This is a genomic window from Nocardia sp. NPDC005978, assembly GCF_040614455.1.
In the GTDB taxonomy this organism is placed as follows: Bacteria; Actinomycetota; Actinomycetes; order Mycobacteriales; family Mycobacteriaceae; genus Nocardia.
Genome location: NZ_JBEXUS010000078.1, coordinates 24,349 through 39,552, shown reverse-complemented (window position 1 = coordinate 39,552; position 15,204 = coordinate 24,349). Strand labels below are relative to the sequence as shown.

The 15,204-nt window shown below is 69.3% G+C and carries 14 protein-coding genes and 1 pseudogene; 2 read left to right on the top strand and 13 right to left on the bottom strand.

Annotation, left to right across the window (positions count from 1 at the left end; all coding sequences use genetic code 11):
- Nucleotides 1-343 precede the first annotated feature (343 nt).
- Nucleotides 344-499 carry a hypothetical protein gene (locus tag ABZ319_RS28510; protein ID WP_354989574.1) on the top strand — a complete coding sequence of 52 codons (156 nt, stop codon included), beginning with the start codon at nucleotides 344-346 and terminating at the stop codon, nucleotides 497-499.
- A 41-nt stretch (nucleotides 500-540) separates the two neighbouring features.
- On the opposite strand, the gene ABZ319_RS28505 is transcribed toward ABZ319_RS28510, so the two are convergent.
- Genes ABZ319_RS28505 through ABZ319_RS28475 form a run of 7 tightly spaced genes read right to left on the bottom strand, consistent with a single transcriptional unit; the run spans nucleotide 541 to nucleotide 9,639 of the window.
- A complete protein-coding gene (locus ABZ319_RS28505) occupies nucleotides 541-1,155 on the bottom strand; it encodes a TetR/AcrR family transcriptional regulator (protein WP_354989573.1) in 615 nt (204 codons plus the stop codon).
- Nucleotides 1,156-1,160: 5 nt separating this feature from the next.
- Nucleotides 1,161-1,949: an enoyl-CoA hydratase family protein gene (locus ABZ319_RS28500; protein ID WP_354989572.1), complete on the bottom strand. Its 789-nt coding sequence runs from the start codon at nucleotides 1,947-1,949 to the stop codon at nucleotides 1,161-1,163.
- Between the two features lie 46 nt (nucleotides 1,950-1,995).
- Nucleotides 1,996-3,156: an acyl-CoA dehydrogenase family protein gene (locus tag ABZ319_RS28495; RefSeq protein WP_354989571.1), complete on the bottom strand. Its 1,161-nt coding sequence runs from the start codon at nucleotides 3,154-3,156 to the stop codon at nucleotides 1,996-1,998.
- 3 nt (nucleotides 3,157-3,159) lie between these two features.
- On the bottom strand, nucleotides 3,160-5,163 hold the full coding sequence (locus ABZ319_RS28490; protein ID WP_354989570.1) for a biotin carboxylase N-terminal domain-containing protein: 2,004 nt from the start codon (nucleotides 5,161-5,163) through the stop codon (nucleotides 3,160-3,162).
- 8 nt (nucleotides 5,164-5,171) lie between these two features.
- On the bottom strand, nucleotides 5,172-6,776 hold the full coding sequence (locus ABZ319_RS28485; protein ID WP_354989569.1) for a carboxyl transferase domain-containing protein: 1,605 nt from the start codon (nucleotides 6,774-6,776) through the stop codon (nucleotides 5,172-5,174).
- Nucleotides 6,773-7,930: an acyl-CoA dehydrogenase family protein gene (locus tag ABZ319_RS28480; protein ID WP_354989568.1), complete on the bottom strand. Its 1,158-nt coding sequence runs from the start codon at nucleotides 7,928-7,930 to the stop codon at nucleotides 6,773-6,775. The genes ABZ319_RS28485 and ABZ319_RS28480 overlap by 4 nt, the downstream gene beginning before the upstream one ends.
- Complete coding sequence (locus tag ABZ319_RS28475) at nucleotides 7,927-9,639, bottom strand: acyclic terpene utilization AtuA family protein (protein WP_354989567.1); 1,713 nt, start codon at nucleotides 9,637-9,639, stop codon at nucleotides 7,927-7,929. Before ABZ319_RS28475 ends, ABZ319_RS28480 begins: the two co-directional genes overlap by 4 nt.
- A gap of 222 nt (nucleotides 9,640-9,861) precedes the next feature.
- Here ABZ319_RS28475 and ABZ319_RS28470 point away from each other — a divergent pair, with 222 nt between their 5' ends.
- Nucleotides 9,862-9,999, top strand: a complete 138-nt coding sequence (locus ABZ319_RS28470; protein ID WP_354989566.1) for a hypothetical protein — start codon at nucleotides 9,862-9,864, stop codon at nucleotides 9,997-9,999.
- Nucleotides 10,000-10,063: 64 nt separating this feature from the next.
- Here ABZ319_RS28470 and ABZ319_RS28465 read toward each other — a convergent pair whose 3' ends face one another.
- The 6 genes and pseudogenes from ABZ319_RS28465 to ABZ319_RS28440 form a co-directional block, all read right to left on the bottom strand.
- A complete protein-coding gene (locus ABZ319_RS28465; protein WP_354989577.1) occupies nucleotides 10,064-10,831 on the bottom strand; it encodes an adenylate/guanylate cyclase domain-containing protein in 768 nt (255 codons plus the stop codon).
- Nucleotides 10,832-11,379: 548 nt separating this feature from the next.
- A complete protein-coding gene (locus ABZ319_RS28460) occupies nucleotides 11,380-12,123 on the bottom strand; it encodes an ABC transporter permease (RefSeq protein WP_354989565.1) in 744 nt (247 codons plus the stop codon).
- Nucleotides 12,123-13,067, bottom strand: a complete 945-nt coding sequence (locus ABZ319_RS28455) for an ATP-binding cassette domain-containing protein (protein WP_354989564.1) — start codon at nucleotides 13,065-13,067, stop codon at nucleotides 12,123-12,125. Before ABZ319_RS28455 ends, ABZ319_RS28460 begins: the two co-directional genes overlap by 1 nt.
- A gap of 342 nt (nucleotides 13,068-13,409) precedes the next feature.
- Nucleotides 13,410-14,174 carry a thiazole synthase gene (locus ABZ319_RS28450; RefSeq protein ID WP_354989563.1) on the bottom strand — a complete coding sequence of 255 codons (765 nt, stop codon included), beginning with the start codon at nucleotides 14,172-14,174 and terminating at the stop codon, nucleotides 13,410-13,412.
- Nucleotides 14,167-14,379: a sulfur carrier protein ThiS gene (gene thiS, locus ABZ319_RS28445; protein WP_354989562.1), complete on the bottom strand. Its 213-nt coding sequence runs from the start codon at nucleotides 14,377-14,379 to the stop codon at nucleotides 14,167-14,169. The genes ABZ319_RS28450 and thiS overlap by 8 nt, the downstream gene beginning before the upstream one ends.
- Nucleotides 14,376-14,957, bottom strand: a pseudogene (locus ABZ319_RS28440) (FAD-dependent oxidoreductase); the annotation flags it as partial. The gene thiS and the pseudogene ABZ319_RS28440, both read right to left, overlap by 4 nt.
- Between the last annotated feature and the right edge of the window lie 247 nt (nucleotides 14,958-15,204).

Sequence of the window (15,204 nt, the reverse complement as noted above, 5' to 3'; positions counted from 1 at the left end):
CCTCCGTTCGGAGGCGGGCACGCTCGCGGTGACAACCGAGTCAGGCCAGGCCCCATGCCTGCAGCAGGTAGGTGATGTTCGCGGCCAGGGCGGTGACCGAGTTCGCGAGGTTCAGGGCGGCAGAGCCGAGGTCGATAATGGGCACAGCGGATCCTTCGTTCGATACGTACTGGGATTCGTTACCCAACGTAAGTTCCTGGGCAACGGTCCAGCAATGTGACGGATCACCTATAACGGCCGGTCAGGGGCGATTCTCGCCACTCCAAAACCGCGCTATGACGGGCGTCACTCTCTTACCCTGGTAGACGGCAACACCGGACGATCCGATCCAGGGACTGTCGTCATGAACGAATTTCTTCTGCCCCTCACCGATGAACGCCGCGAAGCCTTCTGGCGTCGCGTCGGCTGGAGCCCGGACCTCCCGGAGCGCGAACGCAAGAGCATCGAGCTGCGCTGGGATGACGAATACATAGAGATGGCAGAGGTTTACGGCTGGTAGAAACCCTCGAACACCGCCCGCGCGTTCGCGGACCCGCCGGATCAGCGCTGCGCCTCCAGCGCGGTATGCAGGGTGGCCGCCCACTGCTGCACGATCTCCTTGCGGCGCAGGGAGTCATCGGTCAGCACGTCGGCCAGACCGAGTCCGCGCGCGAGGTCCATGGTCGCCTGAACCAGGTGGTGCGCAACGGGGTTCGCGTCGTCGACGCCGAGCGCCTCCACCGCCATCCGATGCGAGACGCGACCGAATCGCGCTTCCATCGGCAGGATTCGCTCGCGCAGCGCCGGGTCGGCGGCGGCATGCGTCCACACCTGGAGCGCGGCCTTGAAGAACGGAGTCGTGTAGCCCTCGACCAGGGCGGTGACCACGGCCTCGGTGCGGCCCACGCCCTCGGCCACCTCGCCCAGGGCCAGGGCGTCGGCCTTGGACTGGTCCATGCGGGTGTCGAACATGAAGTCCAGGGCGGCGGTGATCAGATCCTCGCGGGTGGGGAAATGATGCTGCGCCGCACCCCGGGACACCCCGGCCCGTTCGGCCACCACGGCGACCGTCGCCGCCGCCCAGCCCATCTCGGCCAGGCAGTCGATGGTCGCCTCCAGCAGCCGCTGCCGGGTGGCCCGGCTGCGGTCCTGCTTGGGTTCGTGGGGTGTGGCCATGGTGGCTATTCTGCCCAGCTCGGTGGACGCTTCTGAAAGAAGGCCGTCATGCCCTCGATCACATCGGCGGTGCCGAAGAAGCTGCCCGAGCGCTTGGCCAGGGTGTCGGCCTGGCGATCGAACTCCGCGAGAATGGGTGCGGAGGTGAGGCGCTTGCTCTCGGCGAGCCCCTGCGGCGAGCCTTTGCGCAGGTCGGAACGCAGCCGCTGAACCGTGGCGGCCGGATCATCGGCCGCCACGGTGATGAGCCCGGTGCGCTCGGCCTCGGCGGCGTCGAAGGTTTCGCCGGTCTGGAAGTAGCGCGCCGCCGAACGCGGGGTCATGCGCGGCAGCAGGGTCAGCGAGATGACGAACGGGGCCAGGCCCAGGCGGGCCTCGGTGAGCGCGAAGCTGCTGCCCCGGCCGGCCACGACGATGTCGCACCCGGCGACCAGGCCCATGCCGCCGGCCCGGACGTTGCCGTCGATCTGGGCGACGACCGGCTTGGGCAGCTCCAGAATGCGGCGCAGCACCGACACCATCCACCCGGTGCGGATGTCGGCCGCCGCTGCCGGATCGGCGTCGATGGCCTCGCGCAGATCCGCACCGGCGCAGAAGGTGTTGCCGGTGTGGGTGAGCACCACCCCGCGCACCGCGCTATCGGCGGCGGCTTTTTCCAGGCCCGCCAGCAACTCCGTCACCAGCCGGGACGAGAGCGCGTTGCGATTGTGCGGGGAGTCCAGGGTCAGCACGGCGAAGCCGTCGTCCTGGACCTCGTAACGCACGAACGGCGCGTCGGGGGTGGTCTCACTCATTCAGCTCTCCTGAATCTCGTTGTCGCGCAGAACTATTGCCCGGGTATCAGTACGACCGGGGCAGGCCGAGCGAATGCTGCGCCACGAAGTTGAGCACCATCTCCCGGCTGACCGGGGCCACCCGGCCGATGCGCGCGGCCGCGAGCATGCCCGCCAGGCCGACGTCGGAGGTCAGGCCCGCGCCGCCGTGCGTCTGGATCGCCTGGTCGAGAGCCTTGATACTCGCCTCTGCCGCAGCGTATTTCGCCATGTTGGCGGCCTCGGCGGCGCCGAAGTCGTCACCCGAGTCGTACAGGTGCGCGGCCTTCTGCATCATCAGCTTGGCCAGCTCCAGCTCGATCTTCACCTGCGCCAGCGGGTGCGAAATGCCCTGGTGCGCACCGATCGGCGTCTTCCAGACCGTGCGCTCCTTGGCGTAGGCCACGGCCTGATCGATGGCGTAGCGGCCCATGCCGACCGCCATCGCCGCACCCATGATGCGCTCGGGATTCAGACCCGCGAACAGCTGCCCCAGCGCGGCGTCGGCCTCGCCGACCAGCGCGGTCGCGGGCAGGCGCACATCGTCGAGGAAGAGCGTGAACTGGTTGTCCGGCTCGATGATGTCCATCTCCTGCTTCGTCTTCACGAAGCCGGGGGCGTCCACCGGGACGATGAACAGCGCGGGCTGCAGCTTGCCGGTCTTGGCGTTCTCGGTGCGCGCCACGATGAGCACCGCGTCGGCTTGATCGACACCGGAGATGTAGATCTTGCGGCCGGTGAGCAGCCAGTCCTCGCCGTCGCGGCGGGCGGTGGTGGTGATCTGGTGCGAGTTCGAGCCCGCGTCCGGCTCGGTGATGCCGAAGACCATCTTGGCCGAGCCGTCGGCCAGCTTGGTCAGCCAGTGCTGCTTCTGCGCGTCGGTGCCGTACTTGCTGATGATGGTGCCGCAGATGGCGGGCGAGACCACCATGAGCAGCAGACCGCAGCCCCGAGCGGACAGCTCTTCCTGCACCAGCGCGAGCTCGTAGATGCCCGCGCCACCGCCGCCGTACTCCTCGGGCAGGTTGACGCCCAGGAAGCCGAGCTTGCCCGCCTCGTTCCACAGCTCATCGAACGGTTCGTTGCGACGGGCCTTGGGTCCGGCGTAGTCGCGGAAGTTGTACTTGGCGGCCAGCTTGGACACCGCGTCGCGCAGCGCCTTCTGTTCCTCGGTTTCGACGAAGCTCATTGCCTACTCCTGGTTTTCGCTGTCTTCGGATTCCGCCTGGACCACGGCGAGTACCGCGCCCACTTCGACCTGCTGCCCCGCGGTCACGTTGAGTTCGGTGAGAATGCCCGCGGCGGGCGCGGCGATGGTGTGCTCCATCTTCATCGCCTCCAGCCACAGAATGGGCTGCCCCTTCTCGACCCGATCACCGACCGCCGCCGCGACACGGATGACCGCGCCCGGCATGGGAGCCAGCAGCGAGCCCTCGGCGACCTGATCGGCCGGATCCTCGAAGCGCGGGAGCCGGCGCGCCGACACCGGGCCGAGCGGGGAGTCCACCGCCACCAGATCGCCGTAGCGGGCCACGGCGAAGCGGCGGCGCACCGGCCCGCGCTCCCCCGGAACCAGCAGGGTCACCGAATCCGGTGTGGCCTCGATCAATTCGAGGTTCTCGAAGCCCTCGACCTCGATACCGGCACGGGTTATGCGGTAGCGGACCTCGTGCTTGCCGCTGACCCGGCTCTCGTAGGACTTGGTCTGCGGCTGGGACGGCAGATTGCGCCAGCCGCTGGGTACGCCGGATCCGACCTTGGCCGCCCGGCGATTGTTCGCGGCGTCGGCCAGCGCGGCCGCCACGATCGAGAGCGCCTCGTCCGCTTCCGCGGCCAGCGGCGCGGCGAGCGCGTCCAGGCCGTGGGTGGCGAAGAACGCGGTGTCGGTGTCACCGGCCAGGAACGCGGGATGTCGCAGCACCCGCACCAGCAGATCGCGGTTGGTGACCAGACCGTGAATCTTGGCCCGCTGCAACGCCGATGCCAGCAGGTGCGCGGCCTCGTCCCGGGTCTCGGCGAAGGAGATGACCTTGGACAGCATGGGGTCGTAGTGCACGCCCACCAGCGAACCGTCCACCACGCCGGTGTCCAGGCGTACGCCCGGCTCGGTCAGCACGGTGAATTCACCGATGGTGCCCGGGATCTCGAGCTTGTGTACGGGACCGCTCTGCGGCTGCCAGTCGTGCGCGGGGTCCTCCGCGTACAGGCGCACCTCGATGGAGTGCCCGCGCATGGCCGGCTGGGTGGCGGGCAGCGGGCGACCGGCGGCGACCTGCAGCTGCAGGCGCACCAGATCCAGGCCGGTGACCTGCTCGGTGACCGGATGCTCCACCTGCAGACGGGTATTCATCTCCAGGAAGAAGAAGTCGCCCTTCTCGTCGGCCAGGAACTCGACGGTGCCCGCACCCTCGTAGCCGATGGCCTCCGAGGCCAGCCGGGCCGCCTCGAACAGGCGCGCCCGCATGCCGTCGATCTTCTCGACCAGCGGGGACGGGGCCTCTTCGACGACCTTCTGGTGGCGGCGCTGGATCGAGCACTCGCGCTCGCCGACCGACCACACGGTGCCGTGCTGATCGGCCATGACCTGGACCTCGATGTGACGTCCGGTCTCGAGGTAGCGCTCGCAGAACACCGTCGGATCGCCGAACGCGGAGGCGGCCTCGCGGGCCGCGCCCTCGATCTGTTCGGTCAGCTCCGAGAGCTCGCGCACCACGCGCATGCCGCGCCCGCCGCCGCCCGAGGAGGCCTTGATCAGCACCGGCAGCATGTCGGCGCTGACCTCGGCCGGGTCGAGCTGCTTGAGCACCGGGACGCCGGCGGCGTCCATCATCTTCTTGGACTCGACCTTGGAGCCCATCTGCTCGATGGCCTGGACCGGCGGGCCGATCCACACGAGCCCCGCCGCGATGACGGCTTTCGCGAATTCGGCGTTCTCGGAGAGGAATCCGTAGCCGGGGTGGATGGCGTCGGCACCCGCGGCCAGCGCCGCCTCGATGATCAACTCACCGCGCAGATAGGTCTCGGCGGGGGTATTGCCGGGCAGCCGGATGGCGGCATCCGCCTCGGCCACGTGCGGGGCGGCTGCATCAGCGTCGGAGTAGACCGCCGTCGTGCCGATACCCATGCGGCGACAGGTCGCGAACACCCGCCGCGCGATTTCGCCGCGGTTCGCGACGAGAACGTTCGTTATCTCCATACCGGCACTCACATTCGGAAGACGCCGAAGCCCTCGGCGCCCTTGATCGGGGCATTGTGAATGGCGGACAACGCCATTCCCAATACCGTGCGGGTGTCGCGCGGGTCGATGACGCCGTCGTCGTACAGGCGGCCCGACATGAACATGGGCAGCGACTCGGCCTCGATCTGCGCCTCGATCATGGCGCGGATACCGGCGTCGGCCTCGGCGTCGAAGGGAATGCCCCGGGCCTCGTTGGCCGCGCGGCCCACGATGGAGATGACACCGGCCAGCTGCGCACCGCCCATGACGGCGGATTTCGCACTGGGCCAGGCGAACACGAAGCGCGGGTCGTACGCGCGACCGCACATGCCGTAGTGGCCCGCACCGTAGGACGCGCCCATGAGCAGCGAGATGTGCGGCACCTTGGAGTTGGAGACCGCGTTGATCATCATCGCGCCGTGCTTGATGATGCCGTTCTCCTCGTATTCCTTGCCCACCATGTAGCCGGTGGTGTTGTGCAGGAACAGCAGCGGGGTGTTCTTCTGATTGGCCAGCTGAATGAACTGGGCCGCCTTCTGCGCCTCTTCACTGAAGAGCACGCCGCGCGCGTTGGCCAGAATGCCGACCGGATAGCCGTGCAACTCGGCCCAGCCGGTGACGAGGCTGGAACCGTACAGCGGCTTGAACTCGTCGAAATCCGAGCCGTCGACCACGCGGGCGATGACCTCGCGCGGATCGAAGGGGATCTTGAGATCGGCCGGGACGATGCCCGACAGCTCGTCCTGGTCGTACAGCGGTTCGATGATCTCGGTGACCGGGCGCGCGGCCGGACCCTGCTTCTTCCAGTTCAAGCGGCGAATGATGGAGCGTCCCAGGCGAATCGCGTCCTGCTCGTCGACCGCGAGGTAGTCGGCCAGGCCCGATACGCGCGCGTGCATCTCGGCCCCGCCGAGGGATTCGTCATCGGTTTCCTCGCCCGTCGCCATCTTCACCAGCGGCGGACCGGCCAGGAAGACCTTGGAGCGCTCCTTGATCATGACCGTGTAGTCGGACATGCCGGGGATGTACGCGCCGCCGGCGGTCGAGTTGCCGAAAACCAGGGCCACCGTGGGGATTCCGGCCGCGGACAGGCGAGTCAGGTCCCGGAACATGCGCCCGCCCGGGACGAAGACCTCCTTCTGCGTGGGCAGGTCGGCGCCGCCGGACTCGACCAGGCTGATGCAGGGCAGCCGGTTCTCCATGGCGATATCGTTCATGCGCAGCGTCTTGCGCAGCGTCCACGGATTCGACGTGCCACCGCGCACGGTCGGATCCGGCGCCACGATCATGCACTCGACGCCCTCGACGATGCCGATGCCCGCGATGACGCTCGCGCCGACGTGGAAGTCACTGCCCCAGGCCGCCAGCGGGGCCAGCTCCAGGAACGGGGAATCCTCGTCGATGAGCAGCTCGATGCGCTCGCGCGCGGTCAGCTTGCCGCGCTTGCGATGCCGCGCCACCTTTTCCGGGCCGCCGCCCCCGATGTTCTTGGCGTACTCGGCCTCGACCTCGCCGAGCTTGATCGCCATCGCCTCGGCGGCGGCCTGATACTCCGCCGAGGCCGGGTCTACGTTCGTGCGCAGAATACTCAAGACTGGAACCCCAATCGCTTTGCCGCCAGGGCGGTCAGGATCTCGTTGGTGCCGCCGCCGATGCCGAGGATGCGCACATCCCGGTACTGCCGCTCCACCTCGGACTCGCGCATGTAGCCGAGGCCGCCGAACAGCTGCACGGCCTGGTGCGCCACCCATTCGGCCGTCTCCACCGCGGTGTTCTTGGCGAAGCACACCTCGGCGATGAGATCGGTCTCCCCGCCGGCCGCGCGCTCGGCGATGTGGCGGGTGTAGACGCGGGCGACATCGATGCGGCGCGCCATCTCCGACAGCGTGTTCTGCACGGACTGGCGGCTGATGAGCGGGCGGCCGAAGGTCTCGCGGTCGCGGGTCCAGGCCAGGGTCAGGTCCAGGCAGCGCTGGGCCTGCGCGTACGCCTGCACGGCCAGCCCGACCCGCTCGCTCACGAAAGCATTGGCGATCTGGGCGAATCCGGAGTTCTCCGGGCCGACCAGGTTCGAGACCGGCACGCGCACATCGACATAGGACAGTTCGGCGGTGTCCGAGGCCAGCCAGCCCATCTTGTCCAGCTTGCGGCTGACCGTGAAGCCGGGCGTGCCCTTCTCCACCACGAGCAGCGACACCCCGCCCGCGCCGTCGCCTCCGGTGCGAACCGCGGTGACCACGTAGTCCGCGCGCACGCCGGAGGTGATGTAGGTCTTGGCGCCGTTGACGATGTACTCGTCGCCGTCGCGAACGGCTTTGGTGGTGAGGTGACCGACGTCGGAACCGCCGCCGGGTTCGGTGATGGCGAGCGAGCCGATCTTCTCCCCTGCCAGGGTCGGCTTGACCCAGCGCTCGATGTGCTCGGCGTTGCCGGTGGCGGCGATGTGCGGGACCGCGATGCCGCAGGTGAACAGCGAGGCGAAGAGCCCGCCGGAACCGCCCGCGTAATGCAGTTCCTCGCACACGATGGCGGCGTCGATGGCGTCGCCGTCCGAACCGCCGACGGCCTCGGGGAACTGCACCCCGAGCAGGCCCAGCGCACCGGCCTTCTTGTGCAGCTCACGCGGGATCTCCCCGTCGCGCTCCCAGTCGGCGAGGTACGGGAGCACCTCGCGCTCGGCGAATCCGCGCACGGTGGCGCGCAATTCGCGACGCTCGGGGCTTTCCCACAGATTGACGTAGCTCACAGCAGCTCCACGGGGATCTCGATGTGGCGAGCCCGGAGCCATTCCCCGAGCCCCTTGGCCTGCGGATCGAAACGGGCCTGATAGGCCACGCCCGCGCCGAGCAGACCCTCGACGATGAAGTTCACGGCGCGCAGGTTCGGCAGGACGTGCCGGGTGACGGGCAGGCCGGCCGCCTCGGGCAGCAGTTCGCGCAGCGCGTCCACGGTCAGGGCGCCGACCAGCCAGCGCCACTGCTCGTCGGTGCGGACCCAGACGCCGATATTGGCGTTGCCGCCCTTGTCGCCGCTGCGCGCCAGGGCGATCGTGCCGAGCGGGACGCGCCTGGTCTCGCCTGCCGGAAGCGGTTCGGGCAGTGCGGGTTCGGGCACGTCGGCCAGTTCGAGGGTCTCGCCCGCGGGCGCGATGTCGACCGTGCGGCCGTCGGCGAGCACCGCGGTGTGCGGAACTTCCTTGGAGTCCACGTAGCCCGGGGTGAACACCCCGTACGGACCGCCGTTGCCAGGCAGTGAGGTCAGCGAGAAGCCCGCGTAGCTGGCGAGCGCCAATTCCACGGCGACACTGGAGAATCCGCGGCCGACCTTGTTCGGGTCCGGGTCGCGCACCACGCAGCGCAGCAGCGCGCTGGCCTGCTCCTCGGTCTCGGCGTCGGGACGATCCAGCCGGGCCAGGGTCCAGTCCAGCTCGGCCGGGCGCACCGGCAGCCACGACTCCAGCTGCCGTTGCGCCAGTTCGGCTTTGGCCTCGATGTCCAGGCCGGTGAGAATGAACTCCATCTCGTTGCGGAAGCCGCCGATGGTGTTGATCGAGACCTTGGTGGTGGGCGGCGGCGCTTCGCCGGTCACCCCGCTGATCAGCACCCGGTCCGGGCCGTCCTGGGTGAGCGCGATGCTGTCCAGGCGGGTGGTCACGTCGGGTCCGGCGTAGCGCGCGCTCTGGATCTCGTACATGAGCTGGGCCTCGACCGTGTCGACGGTGACCGCGCCGCCGGTGCCGGCGTGCTTGGTGATCACGGTGCCGCCGTCGCGGCGGACCTCGGCGATCGGGAAGCCGGGGCGGTTCAGGTCGGCGATCTCGGTGAAGAACGCGAAGTTGCCGCCGGTGGCCTGGGTGCCGCATTCGATGACGTGCCCGGCGACCACCGCGCCCGCGAGCGCGTCGTAATCGGTTCGGCCCCAGCCGAAGTGGGCCGCGGCCGGTCCGACCACCAGCGCGGCGTCGGTGACGCGGCCGGTGACCACGATGTCGGCGCCGGAGTTCAGGCATTCGGCGATGCCCCACGCGCCCAGGTAGGCATTGGCGGTGAGCGGGGCCCCGAGTCCGAGTTCGCTCGCGCGCGGCAGCAGATCATCGCCGGTGACGTACGCGATCTTCGGTGCGAGACCGAGCTTCTCGGCCAGTTCGCCGACGCGCTGCGCCAGGCCTGCGGGGTTGAGGCCGCCCGCGTTGACCACGATGCGCACGCCCCGGTCCAGGGCGAGGCCCAGGTTGTTCTCGAGCTGGCGCACGAAGGTCTTGGCGTAGCCGAGGTTCGCGTCCTTCATGCGGTCGCGGCCCAGGATGAGCATGGTGAGCTCGGCGAGGTAGTCGCCGGTGAGCACGTCGAGCTGCCCGCCCTCGAGCATTTCCCCCATGGCGCTCATCCGGTCGCCGTAGAAACCGGAACAGTTGCCGATCCGAATGAGCTCCGGGTCGTCGGCGAGCTGACTCATGACTGGGCCTCCCTGTGCACCCGCGCGCGGCGCGGCGTCATCGCCGCGTTCCGAACAAGGGTCACATCGGCCCGGAAAAAAATCAAGCCTGCGTGCTTGTTAATTGCCGAAGGGCCGAGCCCGGCCGCCGATCTCCCCCGGTCGGGGACATAACGGAGATTTCCGGCACCAATCCGCCCGGCCCGCGGCGGTCGCGCCCGAGCGAGCAGGCAGACTCATCCCGTGACGATTCTGATGCTGGCCCTGGCCGGATTCCTGCTCGGCGGCGCCTACTCGCTGTGGAAGACCTCGCGGCCGCTGGCCTTCGGACTGGTGAGCCTCGCGGTGCTCGCGGCCCTGGGCGCGTTCCTCTGGCGCTGACGGGCGTTCCGGGGCGACGGACGGCGGCCCGGGAATCCGAGCCGCCCACCTCGCCGAAGTCCGGCTACTCGGCTTCCAGGCGATAGATGCGCAGGTCTTCCGGCACGCCGCTGAGCGGGGCCGCGAAGAAGCTGCGGCGATAGAGCTTCACGCCGAACCCGAGCTGTTCGAGGGTCTCGGCCGAGAGCTTCTCCAGGGTGACCGCCGACAACATCGTGTTGCCGTTGCCGCCCGCCGCCATGACCCGGGCCGCGATGGTGACGTCCACGCCCAGCCAGTCACCGCCGATCTCGCGCGGGGAGCCGGTGTGCAGGCCCATCCGCATCTGCGGGCGGTAGCCGTCGATGGAGACGCCGGCCAGGTTCTCCTTGGCCGCGACCGCCGCCTGCAACGCGCGATCGGCCGAGGGGAACACGGCCATGAGGCCGTCGCCCATGCGCTTGATGACCTGGCCGCCGCGCTCGGCGACCGGCGGCTCGATGGCCTTGGCGACCCGGCGCAGCAGTTCCAGGGTGGCCTCGTCGCCCGCGGCGAGCGACCAGCTCGAGAACGCCACCAGGTCGGTGAACATGATGGTGACGTCCTGCGGGCCGCGGCCCTTGCCGACCCGTTCCAGCATGGCCTGCCACACCTGCAGCGCGCCCAGGCCCAATTCCTTGGCCGCGCTCGGCGAATCACCGAGCGCTTTGTCCGCCGCGCGGGCCACCGCTCGCGCGCCGCCCGGGCCCGAGACCGAGAGCGGATCGCCGAACGCCGGATCGCCGGGCAGATTCTCCCGGGCCTTGCGAATGACGCCGATCAGATCCCCGCGCTGATTCGCGGCGTTGACCAGGGCCGAGAGTTGACCCGGGAAGCGCGCGCCCGACCTGCGGCGGCCGGCTTCGGAACCGTCTTCCAGCACGTCATCGGCCAGTTCGGCCGGGGTGAGCGGAATGACCACATCGCGGTCGATCTTGCGGGGCTCGCGCCCGCGCGCGCCGTTGAAACCGCGCGACCGGCTGCGATCGGTCCCCAGTCCCTCCGTGCGGGACGCGTCGGACGCGTCGTCGCCACCTTCGGAGGGTCGTTCGCTCACGCGGAGAGCGTATCTCAGCCCTTGATCGCCGGATGGATGAATGACCGCCACCTGACACCTCCCGATCGGTTCGAGCGGCCACATCTTTGGACCCGCCGATTGTTTGAGTGCTTTGGTTGCTGTTGCGATGCTACCCATGCCCAATTGGCGGGGCCAGAAACTACGCGCCCCCTGCGACGGTATTCACATCCTGTTCATCCGGCGGGGTGGGCGGCCCGGAACGGCACCGGCCCGATGCGAGATTTCGCATCGGGCCGATGTGCCGCCGATCCGGGCAGTGGCCGGCGGCTCCCTGGGCAGGGTCTCTACGCGTCGCGCTTGTTCACCATGAACAGCGCGGCGCCGAACACGATCGCCACGAATGCGGCGAAGTACACCAGGCTGCCCCACGGGCCCCAGTGCCAGTTGATACCGGTGATGTCCTCGGTCTGGCCGACCGTGTAGAAGCGCGAGGCGTTCTGGAAAGGCATGAACGCGCCCACATTTCGGCCGAAGCTGCCGAAGACGCTGAGCAGCGTCTCGAGCACGGTCGGCAGCAGGATGACGATGGACACCGCGGCCGCGGTCTGCCGGACGAGCACTCCGACGCCGATCGCGAACAACACCGCGAGGAAAGCGTAGACGGGGACGCCGTAGAGGCCGCGAACGGTGTCCGCGTTCAGCACGAGCAGGTCGGCGTCCGAGCCCGCGATCACCTTTGCCAAGCCGAAGGCGAGCAGGCTCAGCACCCCGATGAGCACCGCGCCGAACACTCCGATGAGCACAGCCTTGGTGACCAGAACCTTATCCCTGGCAGGGGTTGCCAGAAATGTGCTGCGGATGGTTCCGAAGCGGTATTCACTGGTGACCGCGAGGGCCGCCATGATCATCAGCACCAGGACGCCGAAGCCGCTGACACCGCCCAGGGCGTTCGTCAGGGTCAGCGAGTCCTTGCCGAAGATCGCGCCGAGCGCGGCGAAGCCCAGGCCGAGCACCACGATCACCGCGGTGCACCACCACGGCGAACGAGTCGAGGTGAGCTTGATACGTTCCGCTGCGAGCACGCCCATCAGAGCGCACCTCCCATCACCTGGTCGAAGCCTGCACCGTGGTACTCCACCGCACCACCGGTCATCCGCATGAACGCTTCCTCGAGCGAGGCCCGCTGCGGGGACAGCTCGAACAGCGTGATGTCGTGCGCGCCTGCGAGTTTGCCGACCACGTCGCTGGTCACCCCGGCCACCACCAGCGCCGCGCCCTCGGCATCCGCGCCGTCCTCGCGCACGGTCATCCCGTTCGAGGTGAGCAGGCTGCGCAGCTGGTCCAACTGCGGACTGCGCACGCGCACAGACTGTTCCGAGGAGCGCTCGATGAATTCCTTTGTGCTGACGTCGGCCATGAGCTGCCCGCGGCCGATGACGACGAGATGCTCGGCGGTCTGCGCCATCTCCGAGAGCAGATGGCTCGAGACCAGCACCGTGCGGCCCTCGGCGGCCAGGCGCTGCATGAAGCGGCGGATCCACAGGATGCCCTCGGGATCGAGGCCGTTCACCGGCTCGTCGAACAGCAGCACCTTCGGGTCGCCGAGCAGCGCGCCGGCCAGGCCCAGGCGCTGGGACATGCCGAGCGAGAAGCCGCCCGCGTTCCGGTTGGCGACCTCGGCGAGGCCGACCAGGCGCAGCACCTCCTCCACGCGCGCCACCGGAATGTCGTTGGACGCGGCCAGCCAGCGCAGATGCGCCCGGGCCGAACGGTTCGGATGCACCCACTTGGCATCCAGCAGCGCGCCCACCGATTCGAGCGGGCGCAGCAGATCGCGATACGGCTTACCGTCGATGAGCGCGGTGCCGGAGGTCGGCTCGTCCAGACCCAGAATCATGCGCATGGTGGTCGACTTGCCCGCCCCGTTCGGGCCGAGAAAGCCGGTCACCTGCCCCGGGCGGACCGTGAACGACAGATCCGACACAGCGACGGTTTGCCCGTAGTGTTTGGTCAGGCCCCTCAGTTCGATCATGGGGACCAGTCTTCCCCAACTCTCGTGCTCGCACTATCGACCCGAGGTCGCGCTTCGGATACGCCTCGAGGATGACCCGGGCGGGGAAAGCCCCCGGGCCGACCCCCGGAAGAACCCGGAGCCGAACCGAGAACGGCGCTGACGAGTCAATGGTCACGGCGACAGGCTGGTGCGCCGGCTGTTCGCTCCGGGCTGACGACACGGAAACTTGGCTGGCGCAGGTGGACCCGACTCGCGGCGGAACGTAGCAGCAATCGAGACCGCACCGGTGTGACCACCCGGCCGGGGTCGCGTGCTCGCCCGGACGCCGCGCGAATGTCCTGCGCGCCGCCCAGACGGGAGTCAGAGCTCGGGCGACGACGCCTGGGCCCAGAAGCGTTTCGGAATGCGGCCCGCCGCGCGAGCCAGGCGGCCCGCCTCCACGGCGTGCGCCATGGCCTTCGCCATCGCGGCGGGTTGGCGGGCGCGCGTCACCGCGGTCGCGAGCAGGACCGCCGAGCAGCCCAGTTCCATCGCCAGGGCCGCGTCGCTGGCGGTGCCGATGCCGGCGTCCAGGATGACCGGGACGTTCGCGGCGGCCACGATCATCTCGATGTTGTGCGGATTGCCGATGCCCAGGCCGGTGCCGATGGGCGAGCCCAGCGGCATCACCGCGGCGCAGCCGATGTCCTCCAGGCGGCGCGCGAGCACCGGATCGTCGTTGGTGTACGGCAGCACGATGAAGCCGTCGTCCACCAGTTGCTCTGCGGCGGCGACCAATTCGATGGCGTCGGGCAGCAGGGTGCGCTCGTCGGCGATGACCTCGAGTTTGACCCATTCGGTGCCAAGGGCCTCGCGCGCGAGCTGGGCCGTGAGCACTGCCTCGGCGGCGGTGCGACAGCCCGCGGTGTTGGGCAGCGGGGCGATCTCGAGCTTCTTCAACAGGTCGAGCACCCCGGTCCCGCCGGCGGCGTCCACCCGGCGCATGGCGACGGTGGTCAGCTCGGTGCCCGAGGCGACCAGAGCCTCCTCCAGCACCGAAAGGCTTTCCGCGCCACCGGTGCCCATGATCAGCCGGGAACCGAACTCGCGGCCCGCGATGACCAGCGGATCACCGGCGCTAGCCACCCTGCACCGCCGTGAGCACCTCGAGCTCCCAGCCGCGCTCGACCGGCTCGTCCCACCGCGACTTCGGGAACAGCGCGCCGTCCACCGCAACCGCCACGCCCTGGCAGGGCAGGTTCAGCGCCTCCAGCACCGCACGCACCGACGGCGCTTGCGCGAATTCGTGCTCCTCACCGTTGACGGTGATGGCGACCGGGATAGCGGTCATCGGGTTCCTCCTGGGTGGATCGGGGCGGACGGGACGGACCGTGGGGATTGCGCGCCGGACCGGGTGAAGCGTCCCGGATCCGCGGCACGCGCGGCGGGCAGGACGGATCCGGCGAGCAGCTCGACCACCGCGTCGGCGGTGACCGGGACGCCGAGAATCCCGTTGCGGCCGTGTCCGGTCGCGGCGATCACGCGCTCGTCGAGATACCCGATGAGCGGCAGGTTGTCCGGCGAACCGGGCCGCGAACCCGCTGTGGCCTCGGCGAATTCGTACTCGCCGATGCCGGGGAAGATCGCTTCCGCGTCGGTGATGAGGTCGCGCACGCCCGCCACGGTGACGGCGGTGTCGAAGCCCGCCTCGTACTGCGTTGCGCCCAGCACGATTCCGTCACCGCGCGGCACCAGGTAGATGGGCCTGCCGTGCACACGCGCCCGAATCACGTGCCGCGGCTGCGGCGGCGCGCTCGGCCGCCGCCGCAATCGGAGTATCTCCCCCTTGACCGGTCGCACGGGCAAGCCCGGCCACAGTTCGGCCGAGGCGGCCCCGGCCGCGAGCACGATGCGATCGTGGGGAAGCTCGCGCAGCACCAGAGCACCCGGCGTTACCCCGGCACCGGCACAGTCCACGCCATCGGTAGCAGCACCCGGACCGCCGGTTGCCGAGCCCAGATCGCCGACAGCAGAGCCCAAATCACCCGCGGCAGAGCCCGGGTGGCCGGCGGCAGACTCCGGGTCGTCGGCGAGGGCCACACCGGTTGCGGGGTCCAGGCCACGGGCGGGGTTCATGTCACCAGCGAAGTCGACCCCCCTTGCAAAGTTTTCGGCG